This is a genomic window from Tardiphaga sp. 42S5 (assembly GCF_034044155.1).
GTDB lineage: Bacteria > Pseudomonadota > Alphaproteobacteria > Rhizobiales > Xanthobacteraceae > Tardiphaga > Tardiphaga robiniae.
This window is the reverse complement of the sequence record NZ_CP139027.1, coordinates 1316062-1333729: the sequence shown is the minus strand read 5'-3', so window position 1 is coordinate 1333729 and position 17668 is coordinate 1316062. Positions and strand designations below refer to the sequence as shown.

Below are 17668 nucleotides of genomic sequence, written 5' to 3'. Positions count from 1 at the left end.
GTCGAAAAACGTACGATTTGGCTCCTCTCTGCTAGTACCGAATTATTCTCTCAATATCGCCGCAAAGGCGCTGCGCATCATACCAGTCAACTATGTGAGCACTGCCATCCGGCGCGAAACTCGCAGCGCTCAGATTTTCCCGCTGGAATCGCGCTGGATGCGGCTGGCCATGTCGACAAGGCGACGCCACGCGTTTTCGACAAAGGCCATGACCCGATCGACGTCGCGTTCGCTCGGCAGCGGAATCTCGATCTTCCTCTCGCCATCCGCACTCCCTGACTTCCCGGGCTTTAGCGAATCCTGTTTCGGGAGCGCTTCATCGGTCTTGCCGGCGACGGCTGGACCGCGCTCCGCAAGCTCCGCCTTCAGCTTGTCGTTGTCCTTCTGCAGCCTCCCTATTTCGGTATCGAGCGCGGCACGTTCATCCGGCAAAACATAGCAGGCCCAACCGGATCCCTTATCCGTGCATGTCGAAACCGTGCCGATGCGGGTATCCAGACGGATGACGCCTTCAGCGATCGGCGACAGCGAATACCGGCCATTCTCGATGTCCGGCAGGGCCTGCGCAGACGCACTGACGATCCCGGCCATCAGAACCGCGCCAACCCGCGCGGCGTACCGCACGGGCTGTCCGGGGGAGGTAAAACGCACCACAGCATTCTTCATGGAGATGCTCCGCGTTGCGAGTTCGGGGCGATAGCCGCCATTCCTCTCAGATGTGCTCAGATTTGAGATTTGAAAGGCGCTCGCTTCGTCTTCAACGCATCAGCCAGCAATTCGAGCCGGTCCTGCCCCCAAAATACTTCACCGTTGAGCACATAGGCCGGCGAGCCGAACACGTCAGCCGCAATCGCCTCCTGACGGTTCTGTTCGTATATCGCAGCCACATCGCTGGACGCCGCGCGCTCTAGCAGTTTCGCGCCCGGCAGCCCCGAATCATCCGCCAGTCTGGTCAGCACGGCCGTGTCGCCGAGATTGAGCTGACCTTCCCAGACCGCGGGAAATGCGCGGCGCAGGAACGGGTCGGGATCGTGTCCAGCCTCGAGCGCCGCGATCACCAGACCATCGGCGAGTCGGCCATCGAATGGCCAGTTCTTCGGCTGCAGATGGAAATCGAGACCGCGCTTGTCGCGCCAGCGCTGCAATTCAAGCATCCGATAGCGCTGCCGCACCGGATGACGCTTGCCGAGCGGGAGGCCGCCGGTTTCCGAAAACAGATCACCGAGAAATACCGGTTTATGATTCACCTTGAGATCATAAGTACTTACGAGATCGCGAAAGAGCGTGTGGCCGATATAGGCCCAGGGCGATGGCAGCGAAAAATAGTAGTCGATCTCTTGAGACATTCCGGGCTCCGGCAGGGGCGTTTTCAAACTCAGCGGTACTCCAACAGAGCGCCCTGCGCCGTGCAAGATAGATCGCCTCGAAAGTCACTCTTGCACTGCGGCGATCCCGCGCAGCGGGATTCGAATTTTGCCAATAAAATCAAGTGAATCAAGGCACTAACAAGCGATCAGCGAATCTTGACTTGGCAAGATGCGCTAAGTATGGTCCGCCCGGCTTTGAAGGGTGATGGGGCGTTATTTCCAGCATTTGCAGCGTTATTTCGAGTGTCGCAAGCATGACGAACGGCACACGGGACGATGACAGTGAACGCAGAAACGATGGCAAATCGTCTCCCGATGAGGCTGCGCTTTCCGCAAGGCTCGGAAGTCTGAATCAGCGTCTGTCCAAACTTCAGGATGAGCGCAAACTTCAGACTGACCAATCCGAAACTGGAAGCGGAAACGCGCAGTCCAGGGCATCGGCCATGGCGGTGGGTCTCCGTCTTTCTTCGGAACTGGTCGCGGGCGTCGTCGTCGGAACGATTCTGGGCTGGGGCTTCGATCGTTTGCTGTCGACATCGCCGTGGGGGCTGATCGTTCTCATGCTGCTCGGTTTCGTCGCCGGCGTGATGAACGTGATGCGCTCGGCTGGTGTCGGGAAAAAAGCGGAATAAGAAATTCGCGCCCAAGACCTCTGCGTCGTTGGCGCAGCATTTGAGTGCCGGCTGTCCGGCAAGGAAACGCCGGACGTTCCGGCCGAATTGAAAGACCGACGTGGATGGCCGATCCGATCCATCAATTTGAGATCCACAAGATCTTCACCCTGGGCCATATCGGCAATCAGGAAATCGCCTTCACCAACTCATCGGCCTATATGTTCGGCGCCGTCGCCGTCGTGTCGCTGCTGATGCTGGGTGGCAGCGCCGGACGTGCGCTGATCCCGAGCCGTTTCCAGTCGGTCGCCGAACTGTCCTTCGAATTCGTGTCGAATACGGTGCGCAGTAGCATCGGCGAAGAAGGGATGAAGTTCTTCCCGTTCGTGTTCTCGCTGTTCATGTTCATCCTGACGGCGAATCTGATCGGCATCATCCCCTATACCTTCACCGTCACCAGCCATCTGATCGTCGCCGTCGCGCTGGCATTGATGGTGTTCCTGACCGTGCTGCTCTACGGCCTCTACAAAAACGGTCTCGGCTTCTTCAAGCTGTTCGTGCCGCACGGTATTCCGATTTACATCCTGCCGCTGGTTACGGTGATCGAGGTGATCTCGTTCCTGTCCCGCCCGGTGTCGCATTCGGTCCGTCTGTTCGCCAACATGCTGGCCGGCCACATCACGCTGAAGGTTTTTGCCGGCTTCGTGACCTCGCTCAGCGCACTCGGCGCACTCGGCATTTTCGGTTCGGTGCTGCCGCTGGCCATGACCACGGCGCTGACCGCGCTGGAGCTGCTGGTCGCCTTCCTGCAGGCCTATGTGTTCACGATCCTGACCTGCATCTATCTCAACGACGCACTTCATCCGGGCCACTAACCATCGCTTCTTAGTGTCCTGGCGGAATTCACCCTCAACCGTCTAAATCCCTATCCCAAGAAGGAGTTTTACTATGGATCCCATCGCAGCGAAGTACATCGGCGCCGGCATTGCTTGTCTCGGCATGGGTGGCGCTGGCATCGGCGTCGGCATGATCTTCAGCCAGTTCCTCAACGGTGCGCTCCGCAATCCGTCGGCTTCCCAGGGCCAGTTCGCCAACCTGATCTTCGGCTTCGCCGTGACCGAAGCGCTCGGCATCTTCTCGCTGCTGATCGCGCTGCTGCTGCTGTTCGCCGTCTAAGCTGAAAACGGATCCGGTTGCCGCTCCGCCCCGGAGCGCTTCCGATCGATAAGGAGACTGCTGTGGCTGAAGGTCAGGGCAAATCCAAGGGCGCCGATCACGGGACTGCCGCACACACTGCGGCAGACGGTGGGCACAAGGCGTCGTTTCCGCCGTTCGAGAGCAACACCTTCGCTTCACAGCTGGTGTCGTTCGCGATCGCGTTCGGCTTGCTCTATCTGATCGTGTCGCGTCTGGCGCTGCCCCGCGTCGGCGGCGTGCTTGCGGCCCGTCAGCAGGTTCTCGATACGGACCTGAACGAAGCCGCCAAGCTCAAGGGCGATTCCGACGCTGCATTGAAGGCTTACGAAACCGAACTCGCCAATGCTCGCGCCAAGGCGCAGGCGATGGCGACCGAAGTTCGTGAGAAGCTCAATGCGGAACAGGAAGCCGCCAAGGCGAAGCTCGAAGAGAGCCTTGCCGGCAAGCTTGCTGCAGCGGAGCAGACCATTGCCACCACCCGCGCAACGGCGATGGGCAATGTGCGCAGCATTGCTGCGGACACCGCCTCGGCGATCGTCGAACGCCTGACGGGCATCAGCCCGGATGCAGGCGCCGTCAACGCCGCGCTCGACGCGTCGCTGAAAGGATAAACGGATGTTCGGACTTCAAGCTGAATTCTGGGTCGCCGTCGCTTTTGTCCTTCTGATGGCGGTGTTCGGCTGGTTCGGTATTCACCGCACCATCTTGACGGCGCTCGACCACCGCAGCGTCCGCATCAAGCAGGAACTCGACGATGCCCGTCGCCTGCGTGATGAAGCCGCCGCGCTGCTCGCAGACTACAAGAAGCGTCATGCAGCGGCCGAGCGCGAAGCGCAGGACATCATCACTTCCGCCAAGGAAGAGGCCGAGCGCATTGCCGCCGAAGCCAAGACCAAGATGGAAGATTTTGTCGCTCGCCGCACCAAGAGCGCAGAAGGCAAGATCGCGATGGCGGAAGCCCAGGCTATCGCAGACGTTCGCGCAGCCGCAGCCGAAGCCGCAGTGAATGCCGCAGCCTCGGTGCTGTCGCAGTCGGTAAAGGGCTCGGTGGCCGACGACCTCATCACCAAGGGCATCGGCGAAGTTCGCTCCAAGCTGAACTAAGCGAAAGACTTCAAACTGAAAAAGCCGGCGCGAGATGATCGCGCCGGCTTTTTTGTTGGCTGGGATGACCCCTTAGCGCCGCTTCCGTGCGGGTGCCTGCGATTTCAGAGCCTGCGGATCGAAGCCGATATAGAAGATGTAGGAATCGCCCGCAGTGCCTGTGGGCACGGGATAGACGAGATCCTCGCCGACCAGGCTGAACGGCACGCTGGTCTCGCTGCCGATCTGCACATTGGTCTGGAATACCTTGGTGGCAATGGTCTTCGGCGTCACGCCTTCCTGCACCACGGCGACACGCAGCGGCACATCAACCGCCGCAGGCGCGCCGGCCGGCCCGACGATGACGCGGCCCTGGATGCCGATCTTGACCGATATCTGACCGGCATTGAGATCGCAGGAGCGCGCTGTCCGGGTGATGGTGGCCTGGAAAGCCAGATCGTTGCCCACCGCCGGCTTGCCTGCAGCGCCAACCGCATAGGTCGAGGCACCCGGCCGGATGCTGACGCTCGGGCAGGTCAGATCGTTCTCATCGGTCTGCGGCGACTGCGGCGCGCCAACCTCGGTGGACTTGCCCGAGAACAACTGGGTGAAGCGATCGGTCATCGACGGACTGCCGCCGCCGCCGCTGCTCGGCGAACCGCCGCCGAACATGCTGCCGCCGCCGCAACCGGCCAGCGTCAGGCTTGCTGCAGTGATCACCAGCAGGCCGCGGAGCGCGCCGGTGCGGCCGCTGATCGGCATCGAACGAATGTTGCGCATTGTGAAGATATCCCCGGAAATTCAGTCGTTTGCGCAGCCCCGCCCAAGGCGTGCGCAGGGCCTTATAACAGCGCAATGGCGGCGAACCCAAGGCGCTTGAGAGAGGACAGATGCGCGCCATTGCGCCACATCTGGACATCGCGCTGCAGCACGACTACCCGCGGAAGTCCTCATGCAGCATGCCGTAAAGCAGGTGATCCTGCCAGATGCCATTGATGCAGAGATAACGCCGCGCCAGTCCTTCGCGCGAGAAGCCACACTTCTCCAGCACCCGCACCGACGGCAGATTGGTGGGAATGCAGGCGGCCTCGATGCGGTGCAGGTTCAACTCGCCAAACAACGTTGGCAACAGCACCCGCAGCGCCGCGGTCATGACGCCCTGCCCGGTATAGGGTTGGCCGACCCAGTAGCCGATGGTGCCGGCCTGGACGATGCCCCGGCGCACATTGGCGAGCGTCACGCCGCCCAGCAGCGTGCCATCGGACTCGCGAAACACCAGAAACGGATAGGCGCGATCAGCGGACGCATCGTCGGCATAGCGGCGCAGCCGGCGGCGAAAGCCGGAGCGCGTCAGGTCGTCTGACGGCCAGATCGGCTCCCACGGCGTGAGATAACCCCGGCTCAGCTCACGCAGATCGGCCCATTGCGGAAAATCGCTCATCACGGGCGCGCGCAATGCAACGCCGTAGCCGCGCGGCGCCAGCGCCGCCGGCATGCTCGATGGCAAACGAAACAGGGCCATAGGCTCGCTCCCTGATGCCTCGGACCTCACCTGCCTAGTGAAGCAGGCTCTTGTCCTTGGCGCGGGTCAATCCTTCCGCAAAAGCCACCGCCGTGTCCAGCCCCCGGCCGCTGCCGAGCGCCGCCACGGCCGGGCGGCTGCGCGTCAGCAAGCCACGGGCGACATTACGGGTCGATTCCACGCTAACGTCATCGATGCGCTGGACGAGCTCTTCCACAGTGAGCGGACGGCCATAGGCCAGCATGTGCCGCGCCAATTGCTCGGCGCGCGAGCTGCAGCTCTCCAGCGCCATCAGCAGACCGGCCTTCATCTGCGCCTTGGCGCGCGCGATTTCGGCTTCGCTCAATGTCTCGACCGACTCGTTGATGACATCGACGATGACTTCCATCATCTCAGGTGCATCGGTCGGATCGGTGCCGGTATAGAGCCCGAAGAAGCCGGTGTCGGTATAGGGCGCGTGGAAGGTGTAGATCGAATAGCAGAGACCGCGCTTTTCGCGCACTTCCTGGAACAGCCGCGAGGACATGCCGCCGCCGAGAATGTTAGTGAAGACCTGCAGGCTGAACAGTGACAGGTCCGACTGCGGCAGACCTTCCAGCGCCAGCGTCAGATGCGCCTGTTCGAGATCGCGATTGACGACGCGCGAGCCGCCCTTGCCGAACATCGCTGGTTGCGGCTTCGGAGCGGCAATGCCTTCGAAGCTGGAAAAGCGATCGGCGGCTTCATGCACGACCTGGCGATGATTCACAGCGCCAGCCGCAGCCACCACCATATCCGGCCCGCGATAATGCGTGGACAGGTAGCTCTGCAGCATGTCGCGATCGAACCCCTTCAGCGTCTTGGCGGTGCCTAGAAGCGAACGGCCCATCGGCTGGTCGGGAAAACAGAGCTCGTTGAGATGTTCGAACACGACATCGTCAGGCGTATCCTGCGCCGCGCCGATCTCCTGCACGATCACGCTCTTCTCGCGCTCCAGCTCATCCGGCACGAAAGTGGGATTGGCGAGAATGTCCGAGAGTACATCGAGCGCCAGCGGCACATCGGCCTTCATCACACGGGCGTAATAGGCTGTCGTCTCGGTGGAGGTGGCGGCATTGAGATCGCCGCCGACCGCCTCGATCTCCTCGACGATCTCGCGCGACGAACGCTTCTTGGTGCCCTTGAACGCCATGTGTTCGAGCAGATGCGAGATGCCGTGCTCGTTGGGCTTCTCATCGCGGCCACCGACGCCGGTCCAGACGCCGAGCGCTGCGGTTTCCAGATGCGGCATGGTATCGGTGATGACCGTCAGGCCCGAAGGCAGTTTGGTAACTTCGACAGTCATCAGGATACTCCTTGCTTCGCAGCACGGCTGACCGACAGCACGAACTGCTCAATATCGCTTTGGTCATTCTTCATGACCTTAATATGCTCGGGCTTCGTCATCAGCCCTTCCAGATAGACCGGCAATGCCGGCCGCACGCCGCAGGCGGCTTCCACCGCATCGGGGAATTTCGCGGCATGCGCCGTCGACAGCACGACGTTGGGCACATGCATCTCGGTGGTGTCGCGATCGGCGACGGCCAATGCCACGGCGGTATGCGGATCGATCAGATCGCCGGTCTCGCGCCACGCCGCGCGAATGGCGGCCGAGGTCTCGTCCTCGTCGGCGCGGCCGGATTCGAAATCGGCACGGATCGCGGTCAGCACTTTCTCGGGCAGCACGAAACGGCCGGACTGCTTCAGCGAATCCATCAAGCCGCGCACCAGCGCGGCATCGCGGCCGGAGGCTTCGAACAGCAGACGCTCGAAATTCGACGACACCTGAATATCCATCGACGGCGACGACGAGGCGTGAACCTCACGCACCTCGTAGATGCCGGTCTTGAGCGTGCGATCGAGGATGTCGTTGACGTTGGCGGCGACGCGCAGCTTGCGCACCGGCAGACCCATGCGCTTGGCCACATAGCCCGCAAAGATGTCGCCGAAATTGCCGGTAGGTACCGTGAAATCAACGCTGCGTGCAGGCGCCCCGACGGCGACCGCCGAGGTGAAGTAGTAAACCACCTGCGCAACGATACGTGCCCAGTTGATCGAGTTCACACCCGACAGCGACACGGCGTCACGAAACTTGTGATGATTGAACAGGCCCTTCACGATCGCCTGGCAATCATCGAAATGGCCCTCGACGGCGAGCGCATGGACGTTCGACGCGCCGGTCGTGGTCATCATGCGACGCTGCACGTCGGAAATACGGCCGTTCGGAAACAGTACGACGAGATCGACATTGTCGCGGCCGGCGAAGGCATCGACGGCGGCGCCGCCGGTGTCGCCGGAGGTCGCGACCACGATGGTGGTGCGCTGATTGCGCTTGGCGAGGACGTGATCCATCAGCCGCGCGATGAGCTGCATGGCGACGTCCTTGAACGCCAGCGTCGGGCCATGAAACAGCTCGAGCACGAACTGGTTCGGCGCGGTCTGGTCGAGCGGCACCACGGCGGGATGGCGGAAGGTGGCATAGGCCTCATTGGCCATGCGCCCGAGATCCTCGTCGGAAATCTCGCCGGCCACGAACGGCCGGAGCACCTCGACGGCGACTTCCCAATAGGGCCGGCCGAACAGCGACGCGATGGTCTCGGCTGACAACTGGGGCCAGACCTCGGGAATGTAGAGACCGCCGTCACGGGCAAGCCCGGTCAGCATGACATCGCAAAAACCGAGTTTCGGGGCCTCTCCCCGCGTCGAGATATAGGTCGTCAAGGCGTCCTCCAAAGGCGCGGAAACCGCCAAGCCTTTGATAATAATGGGGTTAAAACTTCACGCCGCGTGAAATCGAAGGGCACCATAATGGGTTTCGCCGGGCGAGGAAACCGACTTTGGCCAGGGTTCAGGCCCGCCGCTGGCCCCTGATCCAGACCCCGAAGGCAATCACCACGGCGGCCGCGAGGCCAAACCATGTGATGGCATATTGCATGTGGTCATCCTTGAGATGGATTTCGAGCGGACCGGGCTTCGGAATGGCGTTGGCCGGCACAGGGCTTTCCAGATCGACATAGAACGGGGCCACAGCACCCCAGCCGAGCGCCTGCGCCATGGCGCGCTGGTCGCGGTTGAACCAGAGGCGCTTGTTGACGTCGTCATGGGGCGTCAGCGTACCCGCTGTTTCGGGAAAACGCAGATAGCCGGTCATGGTCACCGGCGCTCCGGTGATGAGCTTCTGCACGGCGCGGTCCTGCTGGGCGCGATCCTGCATCGTGTTCTGCACGAAGCCCGCATTGATCACGACAGTCTCGCCGGATACCAGCTGCCCCGGCAGGAAGGCCCAGGTCACCGGACCCGGCACATCGGGCCGCACGCCGGAGCCGGAGCTGTAGACCATGCCGTCCGGCACGGGTTTGTAGGTGGCCGAGAAGCTGACGCGGCGGAATTCGTCCTTCGCCGGGGTCAGCGTGCTCCATGTGGCGGGCGCGGGCAATGTGCCGGGCGCACCTGCAAGGCGCTCCGTGAGTGCAGCGATCAACGCGTGTTTCTCGGTGCGGCGCTGCAGCTGCCAGAATCCGAGGCTGAGAAGCACGCCAACGATGATGAGCGTGACGATGCCGAGACCGGTGATACTGCGCCGGCGCGCTGCAACAGTGTTCATTTCGGCGTGCGATCGATCAACTGGCCTTCGGAAGCCTTGTGGTGGAATTGCAGGGCGATCAGCAGCGACTTCATTGAGCGCAACGGCAGCAGCGTGGTCGCGAGAATCAGCGGCAGCCACAGCGCGGCATGCAGCCAGAATGGCGGCTGATACTTGACCTCCACCACCAGCGCGCAACCGACAACGATGGCCCCTGCGATCATGATGATGAAGATCGCAGGACCATCGCCGGTGTCGATGAAAGCATAGTCCAGTTCGCAACGCTCACAGCGCGGCGCCAGATTGATGAAGCCCGCATAGAGCTTGCCCGCGCCGCAACGTGGGCATTTGCAGGTCAGGCCGCGAATGACGGTCTGGCCGAGCGTGACGGGGGCAGCGAGTTGATCGGGCATTTCTGTTCTTTCCCCTCTCCCCTTGTGGGAGAGGGTGGATCGGACGAAGTCCGAGCCGGGAGAGGGGTTGCAGCGAAACGAGAGCCTGTCCCCTCTCCCGCAAGGGGAGAGGGGAAGAAAGAAAACGAAAAAGGGCGGCCCTGCGGCCGCCCTCTTGTAGCACCCGAATACGGTCAGTGCGCGGCTGCGCCGACGATAGGGCCGCCGTAGCCCCAGACATAGATCGTGACGAACAGGAACAGCCAGACCACGTCCACGAAGTGCCAGTACCAGGCGGCGAATTCGAAGCCGAGATGCTGTTTCGGCGTGAAGTGACCGGCATAGACGCGGAACAGGCAGACCAGCAGGAAGATGGTGCCGACCAGCACGTGGAAACCATGGAAGCCGGTCGCCATGAAGAAGGTCGCGCCGTAGATGTTGCCCTTGAAGCCGAAAGCGGCGTGGGCATATTCGAACGCCTGCACGCAGGAGAAGGCCGCGCCGAGCAGCACCGTGAGGATCAGCGCATACTTCACCGCCTTGCGGTCACCTTCCAGCAGGGCGTGATGCGCCCAGGTCACCGTGGTGCCCGAGGTCAACAGGATCAGCGTGTTGAGCAGCGGCAGGTGCCAGGGATCGAAAGTCTGAATGCCTTTCGGCGGCCAGACGCCACCGAACAATGCTTCGCGGGTGGCATGGACGGGATCGCCGGGGAACAGCGACGAATTGAAATAGGCCCAGAACCAGGCGACGAAGAACATCACTTCCGAGGCGATGAACAGGATCATGCCGTAACGGTGACTGATCTGCACCACGCGGGTGTGGTCGCCCTTATACTGAGCTTCGCGGACCACGTCGGTCCACCAGCTTGCGAACACATACAGCACGCCGATGGTGCCGACGCCGAACACGATGGGCGCCGCGGCATACATGTGATGCATCCAGCTGACCGCACCGACCGCCATGATGAAGGCGAACAGCGAGCCTACCGCCGGCCACGGCGAGGGATCGACGAGGTGATAGTCGTGGTGCTTTGCTTGCGCCGTAGCCATTGCGGTTCTCTCCGTCAGCTGCGCCGGTTGAAGCCGGTGCGAGTTCGCTCAATTTTATAACGCGGAACGCTCCGGGATTTCTCTCAGAGCTTTCTCTTAGAGGTTACCCTTGCGCTTGTCAGTCTCCGTCGCCGCCAGCGGCTTCGGCGCCAGATCGCGCAGGGGGTAGAACGTGTAGGACAGTGTGATCGACTTCAGCCCGTCATTCTCGCTATCCGCGGCCAGCGCAGGATCGACATAGAATACGACGGGCATTTCGCGCTTCTCACCGGGCGCCAGGGTCTGGTCGGTAAAGCAGAAGCAATTGATCTTCTGGAAATACGCACCCACCGTCAGCGGCGCCACATTATAGGCAGCCTGTGCGGAGGTTGTACGGGCCGACTGGTTGGTCACGGTATAGAATACGGTGACTACCTCGCCGATCTTGACCTCGATCTCGCTCTGCTCGGGGACGAACTTCCATGGCAGGCCGCCCGACACATTGGCGTCGAAGCGCACGGCGATCTTGCGTGCGATCGGGCCCGTCGCGGGTGCCGAACTCGCCACCATCGTGGTGCCGTTGAAGCCGGTAGCGCGGCAGAACCAGTTATAGAGCGGCACGGCGGCGTAGGACGCGCCAACCATGAAGGCCACCAGCAGACCGCAAGCCGCAGCCACCGTCGCATCGCGACCGAGGCGCGGCTTCGAGGCTTTGATGTTCTGCGGCTGATCGGTCATGTCACTCAGCTTTTGTCATTACATGGGCCGGATGAGAACGGCCGGCCCTTTGACCATGGTGACGGCAAAGAACAGTACGACGAGAATGCCGAGCGCCCAGGCGATGGCCAGCGACCGCTCGCGCCGGCTCTTCTTCTGGGCCTCGGTGAGGACGATGCCCTCTGGCTCGGTAGGCTTGCGCTCGTTGTCCATCGGATCATGCGCCCCTCTACCAGACCATCGGGAGGATGGCCTTCACGACCACCTCGAGCAACAGAATGGCAAACAGCGCGAACAGATAGACGATCGAGAAAGCAAACAGCTTGCGCGTCGCGCGATTGGCAGGCGTGCCTTCGCGCAGACGATAGACCTCGATGGCGAGATACATCATGCCGGCGCCGAGGATCAGCGAAGCCGTGCCGTAGATCGCCGAGAAATAACCGAGTGGCCACGGGGCTACCGCAGTCGCGACCAGCACCACGGTGTAAAGCAGTATCTGCAACCGGGTCGCATCGGGACCGGCGACCACCGGCAGCATCGGCACGCCGGCGCGGGTGTAATCGTCGTTGCGGAACAGGGCCAGCGCCCAGAAATGCGGCGGGGTCCAGAAGAAGATGATCAGGAACAGCAGGACCGGCTCCATCGAGAGCGTTCCTGACGCCGCAGCCCAGGCGACGACCGGCGGCAACGCACCGGCTGCGCCGCCGATAACGATGTTCTGCGCGGTCCAGCGCTTCAGAGCGATGGTGTAGATCACGACATAGAAGAAGATGGTGAAAGCGAGCAGCGCGCCGGCGAGCCAGTTGACGAGGATGCCGAGCGTCATCACCGAGAAGAAGGCCAGCACCAGACCGAAGGTCAGTGCTTCCGGCCGGGTGATGCGACCGCGCGGGATCGGGCGGTTGGCGGTGCGCGACATCAGGGCGTCGATATCGGCTTCGTACCACATGTTCAGCGCGCCGGAGGCGCCGCCACCGACAGCGATGCAGAGGATCGAGGTAATCGCCAGCACCGGGTGATGATCGCCCGGCGCCAGGAAATAACCGACCATCGCCGTGAACACGACCAGCGACATCACCCGCGGCTTGAGCAGCGCGATGTAGTCGGCAACACCCGCTTCGGAGATGCGGGGGGCAGACAGGTCGATGGTATGGTGGTCGAGGACGGACAAGATCATTCTCACTTTTGTTACGAGCACTCCGCCGAAACCCTTGCGAGTTCGGCGGAGGCATTAACTCGGTGCGGCACCCAAGAGCGCCGCACGAAAACCACTTACTGAACGCGCGGCAGCACTTCGAACTGATGGAACGGCGGTGGCGAGCTCAGGGTCCATTCCAGCGTGGTCGCGCCCGAACCCCACGGATTGTTCGCAGCCTGTTCCTTGCGGACGAAAGCTTCGATCACACCGTAGATGAAGATCAGCACGGCAAAGCCGGAGATGTAGGAGCCGATCGACGACACCAGGTTCCAGCCGGCGAAGGCATCCGGATAGTCGACATAGCGGCGCGGCATGCCCGACAGACCCAGGAAGTGCTGCGGGAAGAACACCAGATTCACGCCAATGAAGGTGACCCAGAAATGCGCCTTGGCGATGGTTTCCGAATACATGTAGCCGAACATCTTCGGGAACCAGTAATACCAGCCGGCGAAGATGGCGAACACGGCGCCCAGCGACAACACGTAGTGGAAGTGCGCGACCACATAGTAGGTGTCCTGCAGCACGCGATCGACGCCGGCATTGGCCAGCACGACGCCGGTGACGCCGCCGAGGGTGAACAGGAAGATGAAGCCCACGGCCCACAGCATCGGTGCCTTGAACTCGATGGAACCGCCCCACATCGTGGCGATCCAGGAGAAGATCTTCACGCCGGTTGGTACCGCGATGACCATGGTGGCGGCAACGAAGTAGGCCTGCGTCGCCGACGACATGCCGACGGTGTACATGTGGTGCGCCCAGACGACGAAGCCGATGCCGCCGATCGCGACCATCGCATAGGCCATGCCGAGATAGCCGAACACCGGCTTCTTCGAGAAGGTCGAGATGATCTGCGAGATCATGCCGAAGCCGGGCAGGATCAGGATGTACACTTCGGGGTGACCGAAGAACCAGAACAGATGCTGGAACAGGATCGGATCGCCGCCGCCGTCTGCGGCGAAGAAGGTGGTGCCGAAGTTACGGTCCGTCAGCAGCATGGTGATGGCGCCCGCCAGAACCGGCAGCGACAGCAGCAGCAGGAAAACGGTGACCAGGATCGACCACACGAACAGCGGCATCTTGTGCAGGGTCATGCCCGGCGCGCGCATGTTGAAGATGGTGGTGATGAAGTTGATGGCACCGAGGATCGACGATGCACCGGCGATATGCAGCGCCAGAATCGCGAAGTCGACGGCAGGCCCGGGATGGCCCGATGTCGAGAGCGGCGCATACATGGTCCAGCCGGCACCAACGCCGTTGGCGCCGGGTTCGCCTTCCACGAAGGTGGAGATGATGAGCAGCGCGAAGGCGGCTGGCAGCAGCCAGAACGATACGTTGTTCATACGCGGGAACGCCATGTCCGGTGCGCCGATCATCAGCGGCACCATCCAGTTGCCGAAACCGCCGATCATCGCGGGCATCACCATGAAGAAGATCATGATCAGACCGTGCGAGGTGACGAAGACGTTGTAGGTGTGGCTTTCGTGGAAGATCTGGACGCCCGGATACATCAATTCGATGCGGATCAGGATCGACATGATGCCGCCGATGACACCCGCCACGATCGCGAAGATAAGGTACATCGTGCCGATGTCCTTATGGTTCGTCGAATAGACGTAGCGCCGCCACCCCGTCGGATGCGCATGCGCATGGTCATCGTGGGCGTGATCGTCGTGAGCCGGTGTTGCCGCGGTCGTTGCCATTTTCAAATCCTGCTTTGTCTTCTTCTGGCAGTCTTTCGGACCTTGCGGTCCCCTCGCCCTAGTTTCTTACAGTGCGTGCGGAGCCTCGCGGCTCCGCCACCCGCTTACTGCGCCACAGCAGTTCCGGCCGACGCGTAGGAATTCGCCGGATTGGACGCGAACTTCTTCTTCGCCGTCTCGACCCATGCGGTAAATTCCTGATCGCTGACGACGCGGATCGCGATCGGCATGAACGCGTGATCCTTGCCGCACAGTTCCGAGCACTGGCCGTAGAACATGCCGGTCTTGGTCGCCTTGAACCAGGTCTCGTTCAGACGGCCCGGAACGGCGTCGATCTTGATGCCGAAGGACGGAATCGCGAATGAGTGAATCACGTCAGACGCCGTGGTCTGCACGCGAACTACCTTGTTCACGGGAACGACGACTTCGTTATCGACGGCGAGCAAACGCGGCTGCTTGTCGGCGGCCATCAGCGAATCGAATTCGAACGGACCGTTGTCGGGATAGCTGTAAGTCCAGAACCACTGCTTGCCGGTCGCCTTGATGGTCAGGTCGGCCTTGGGAACATCGAGCTGCAGGAACAGCAGACGGAACGACGGCACCGCCACTGCGACCAGGATCAGAACAGGGATGATGGTCCAGGCGACTTCGATCAGCGTATTGTGGGTGGTCTTGGACGGGACCGGGTTGGCCTTGGCATTGAACTTCATCACCACGATGACGAGAAGCGCAAGCACGAACAGCGTGATGGCGGTAATCAGCCAGAGCAGAAAATTATGAAACCAGGTGATGTTTTCCATCACCGGCGTGGCGGCTTCCTGCAGCTTGAATTCCCACGGCGCGGGCTGGCCCATCACCTCTGCGAATGCAGCACCGCCAAAAGCAAGCCCGGCCCCAACAACTGCTAACCCCAGCAACCGGCGGCCAATCTGGCCCCTCGACATCCTCATGCCGCTCGCGCTCCCATATTTACTGTCGCATTTCGGCCTGTCGCCGAATTATGCCGCCCGATCCGCACCCTGCCAATTTGCCAAAACGCCCAAGTGATTGGCCTGGAGGCAGTTGTTAGAATGCGTCGAAATCTAGCCTCTCAAACCATAATTCGCGGTCTGTCGCAATGCAGGAGTGGCGCATCCCGTAATGCATTCGGCGGTATTGAACGAAGGTCGCAATTGCTGCATGAAATCAGGCATAAACAGGCGTGCGGCAGCCGAACGGCGCTTGACAGCGGAATTGACCGATGTAGGCACAGATCAGGCGATCGGCAGGATGCTGATTCGCGCCTGCGAGCGCTTTCGTGGCTCCGTGGATGCCTTCAAGGCGCCGTCATTGCCGTATCATTCCGTGGTCTGGAAAAATCCTCCGGACAGACAGCGTCAAGCGTGCTGCCCTGGACTACGACCACCACGACACCGCCTAAGGAATCGACCCGGATGGGGCACTCGAAGTTGCAGCATAAATCGACCCTGAACCGCCCGGCCCGCGGGATCGCAGGCTGGCGCCGGCTGGCGCTCGGTTGTCTCGCCCTGGCGGCGATCGCCGCCGTCCCGACTACCGCCAGCGCCCAGGGTGCGGTGCGCTCGGTTCATGGCGACTGGCAGATCCGCTGCGACACCCCGCCCGGTGCCCAGGCCGAACAATGTGCCCTGATCCAGAGCGTGGTGGCGGAAGACCGATCCAATGCCGGTCTGACCGTAATCGTGCTGAAGACCGCCGACCAGAAGAGCAAGCTGATGCGCGTGGTGGCGCCGCTCGGCGTGCTGCTGCCGTCCGGCCTCGGCCTCAAGCTTGACAATCAGGACGTCGGCCGCGCCGGCTTCGTGCGCTGCCTGCCCAATGGCTGCGTTGCCGAAGTCGTGATGGACGACAAGCTGCTCGCCCAGCTCCGCACCGCCAAGACTGCCACCTTCATCATCTTCGAAACGCCCGAAGAAGGCATCGGCTTCCCGCTCAGCCTCAACGGCATCGGCGAGGGTTACGACAAGCTGCCCTGATCGCCAGCGTCGCGCCCTACTCTCCCGGCACCAGTCCGGGAGCACGGCGATCGCGCCTGCTTGGTCGCGACGCCGCACGCAGACGGCGGCGCGAAAAATACAGGATGAGGCCGGTTACGGTGAACAACGGCATCAAAGCCGCGGCCAGCAAGAACACAATGCGACCGGGGAGCCCCAGGAATGCACCGGTGTGGATGTGCAGCACCGCGGCCAGAACGCGCTCACCGAATGTCTTGTCGTCGTAGAGCTCTGCCGATACCATCCGGCCGGTCACACCATCGATGCGGAAATCGTCGCGCGCTTCATCGAATGGCGCGTCCTTTGCCACCGAGCGGATACGCACGGCACTGCCCGGTCCGTTCGGTACCTGCATGATCGCCATCGCATAGCGGCTGCCCTGGTCAGCCAGAAACGTCGACCAGACCTTGTCGAGTGACGGCGCGGCAGGCGCATCGGCCACGGCCGCTTTGGTACCTCCCTTTGCTCCGCGCGGCGCCGGCGCGCTCGCAGCGGGCTTGCTCGACAGCAGCCAGGTGGCGCTGGCCTTGTACCAGTCAAACGACCACCAAAGGCCGGTGAGGATGGTCACCAGATAGACCGGCAGCAACCAGGTGCCGACGACGCTGTGCAGTGACCAGTGAAACGGACGCCCTCGCATCGCCAGATTCGGCCTCAGCCAGGCCTTGATGCTGCGGACACGGCGCGGCCAGCGCAGCACCATCCCGGAGATCAGCAACACGAACAGGGCAAGCACGCAGACGCCGGTGATCAGGCGGCCATAGCCATTGCCGTTGCCTGGCAGCAGCAGAAAGCGATGCAGGTTGCGCAGCGTCGCGAAGAAGCCCTCTCCGCGCATCGCCGAGACAACGCGGCCGTCATAGGGATCGACATAAACGGACGAGCGCTCCCCCGCCTCGCCGCGGGCAAAGCGGATCCGCACCGCCGCGCCGGGCTCGCTCGAAAACACGATGAGACCAACCTTGCCGGCCCCCGGCACCGCCTGGACGCGCGCCACCAGCGCATCGGGTCCGAGCACAGGCGCCGGCCGCGGATCGACCTTCGTCACATCGCGATTCAGCGCAGCGACGATTTCGTCCTCGAAGCTCAGCATGGCGCCGGTCAGACCGATCAGGCCGAGGATCAGCGAGATCACGAGGCCGATGATGGAATGGACTTGCAGGAATGCGGATTTGGTACGTGAGGCCATGAAAAGCGACAGCATCTCTCTGGAAAAGACCGCGTCCCGGCCTTTTGG

General features: G+C 62.1%; 21 protein-coding genes. 6 read left to right on the top strand and 15 right to left on the bottom strand.

The genetic code is table 11. The features are described from left to right. Nucleotides 1–129: 129 nt before the first annotated feature. Nucleotides 130–666, bottom strand: a complete 537-nt coding sequence (locus SFY93_RS06245; RefSeq protein WP_414717074.1) for a hypothetical protein — start codon at nucleotides 664–666, stop codon at nucleotides 130–132. A 56-nt stretch (nucleotides 667–722) separates the two neighbouring features. Continuing rightward, complete coding sequence (locus SFY93_RS06240; RefSeq protein ID WP_320446429.1) at nucleotides 723–1346, bottom strand: 2-hydroxychromene-2-carboxylate isomerase; 624 nt, start codon at nucleotides 1344–1346, stop codon at nucleotides 723–725. Nucleotides 1347–1621: 275 nt separating this feature from the next. On the opposite strand from SFY93_RS06240, the gene SFY93_RS06235 reads away from it, so the two are divergent. The 5 genes from SFY93_RS06235 (at nucleotide 1622) to SFY93_RS06215 (ending at nucleotide 4279) form a co-directional block, all read left to right on the top strand. Then, on the top strand, nucleotides 1622–1999 hold the full coding sequence (locus tag SFY93_RS06235) for an AtpZ/AtpI family protein (RefSeq protein WP_089266840.1): 378 nt from the start codon (nucleotides 1622–1624) through the stop codon (nucleotides 1997–1999). Nucleotides 2000–2103: 104 nt separating this feature from the next. Then, the gene (locus SFY93_RS06230) at nucleotides 2104–2853 is read left to right on the top strand and encodes a F0F1 ATP synthase subunit A (RefSeq protein WP_320446428.1); all 750 of its coding nucleotides are present in this window, start codon (nucleotides 2104–2106) and stop codon (nucleotides 2851–2853) included. Nucleotides 2854–2926: 73 nt separating this feature from the next. Then, nucleotides 2927–3154, top strand: coding sequence for a F0F1 ATP synthase subunit C (locus tag SFY93_RS06225; protein ID WP_068732626.1), 228 nt, complete (start codon nucleotides 2927–2929; stop codon nucleotides 3152–3154). A 62-nt stretch (nucleotides 3155–3216) separates the two neighbouring features. Then, complete coding sequence (locus tag SFY93_RS06220; protein WP_320446427.1) at nucleotides 3217–3786, top strand: F0F1 ATP synthase subunit B family protein; 570 nt, start codon at nucleotides 3217–3219, stop codon at nucleotides 3784–3786. Between the two features lie 4 nt (nucleotides 3787–3790). Continuing rightward, entirely contained in the window at nucleotides 3791–4279 is a 489-nt protein-coding gene (locus tag SFY93_RS06215) for a F0F1 ATP synthase subunit B family protein (protein WP_231078353.1), read from the top strand. A 72-nt stretch (nucleotides 4280–4351) separates the two neighbouring features. On the opposite strand, the gene SFY93_RS06210 is transcribed toward SFY93_RS06215, so the two are convergent. From SFY93_RS06210 to coxB, 12 genes are all read right to left on the bottom strand, one after another. Continuing rightward, complete coding sequence (locus tag SFY93_RS06210) at nucleotides 4352–5038, bottom strand: hypothetical protein (protein WP_320446426.1); 687 nt, start codon at nucleotides 5036–5038, stop codon at nucleotides 4352–4354. Between the two features lie 154 nt (nucleotides 5039–5192). After that, complete coding sequence (locus tag SFY93_RS06205) at nucleotides 5193–5780, bottom strand: GNAT family N-acetyltransferase (RefSeq protein ID WP_068732622.1); 588 nt, start codon at nucleotides 5778–5780, stop codon at nucleotides 5193–5195. Between the two features lie 34 nt (nucleotides 5781–5814). Next, nucleotides 5815–7104, bottom strand: a complete 1290-nt coding sequence (locus tag SFY93_RS06200; RefSeq protein WP_320446425.1) for a M16 family metallopeptidase — start codon at nucleotides 7102–7104, stop codon at nucleotides 5815–5817. Then, nucleotides 7104–8519: a threonine synthase gene (thrC, locus tag SFY93_RS06195; protein ID WP_175365934.1), complete on the bottom strand. Its 1416-nt coding sequence runs from the start codon at nucleotides 8517–8519 to the stop codon at nucleotides 7104–7106. Before thrC ends, SFY93_RS06200 begins: the two co-directional genes overlap by 1 nt. A 127-nt stretch (nucleotides 8520–8646) precedes the next feature. Then, nucleotides 8647–9402, bottom strand: a complete 756-nt coding sequence (locus SFY93_RS06190; RefSeq protein ID WP_320446424.1) for an SURF1 family protein — start codon at nucleotides 9400–9402, stop codon at nucleotides 8647–8649. After that, on the bottom strand, nucleotides 9399–9794 hold the full coding sequence (locus SFY93_RS06185) for a DUF983 domain-containing protein (protein WP_320446423.1): 396 nt from the start codon (nucleotides 9792–9794) through the stop codon (nucleotides 9399–9401). Before SFY93_RS06185 ends, SFY93_RS06190 begins: the two co-directional genes overlap by 4 nt. A 173-nt stretch (nucleotides 9795–9967) precedes the next feature. Further along, entirely contained in the window at nucleotides 9968–10825 is an 858-nt protein-coding gene (locus tag SFY93_RS06180; protein ID WP_089266832.1) for a cytochrome c oxidase subunit 3, read from the bottom strand. A 96-nt stretch (nucleotides 10826–10921) separates the two neighbouring features. Then, nucleotides 10922–11542 carry a cytochrome c oxidase assembly protein gene (locus SFY93_RS06175; RefSeq protein ID WP_089266831.1) on the bottom strand — a complete coding sequence of 207 codons (621 nt, stop codon included), beginning with the start codon at nucleotides 11540–11542 and terminating at the stop codon, nucleotides 10922–10924. Between the two features lie 18 nt (nucleotides 11543–11560). Continuing rightward, nucleotides 11561–11734, bottom strand: coding sequence for a cytochrome c oxidase system small membrane protein (locus tag SFY93_RS06170; protein WP_120288167.1), 174 nt, complete (start codon nucleotides 11732–11734; stop codon nucleotides 11561–11563). A 16-nt stretch (nucleotides 11735–11750) separates the two neighbouring features. Next, entirely contained in the window at nucleotides 11751–12692 is a 942-nt protein-coding gene (locus SFY93_RS06165) for a heme o synthase (RefSeq protein ID WP_320447705.1), read from the bottom strand. Between the two features lie 101 nt (nucleotides 12693–12793). Then, nucleotides 12794–14419 carry a cytochrome c oxidase subunit I gene (ctaD, locus tag SFY93_RS06160; protein WP_089266829.1) on the bottom strand — a complete coding sequence of 542 codons (1626 nt, stop codon included), beginning with the start codon at nucleotides 14417–14419 and terminating at the stop codon, nucleotides 12794–12796. 104 nt (nucleotides 14420–14523) lie between these two features. Further along, the gene (coxB, locus tag SFY93_RS06155) at nucleotides 14524–15369 is read right to left on the bottom strand and encodes a cytochrome c oxidase subunit II (protein WP_320446422.1); all 846 of its coding nucleotides are present in this window, start codon (nucleotides 15367–15369) and stop codon (nucleotides 14524–14526) included. A gap of 483 nt (nucleotides 15370–15852) precedes the next feature. On the opposite strand from coxB, the gene SFY93_RS06150 reads away from it, so the two are divergent. Continuing rightward, on the top strand, nucleotides 15853–16413 hold the full coding sequence (locus SFY93_RS06150; protein WP_320446421.1) for an invasion associated locus B family protein: 561 nt from the start codon (nucleotides 15853–15855) through the stop codon (nucleotides 16411–16413). Nucleotides 16414–16429: 16 nt separating this feature from the next. Here the strand turns inward: SFY93_RS06150 and SFY93_RS06145 are convergent, their stop codons facing one another. Then, a complete protein-coding gene (locus tag SFY93_RS06145; protein ID WP_320446420.1) occupies nucleotides 16430–17620 on the bottom strand; it encodes a PepSY-associated TM helix domain-containing protein in 1191 nt (396 codons plus the stop codon). Between the last annotated feature and the right edge of the window lie 48 nt (nucleotides 17621–17668).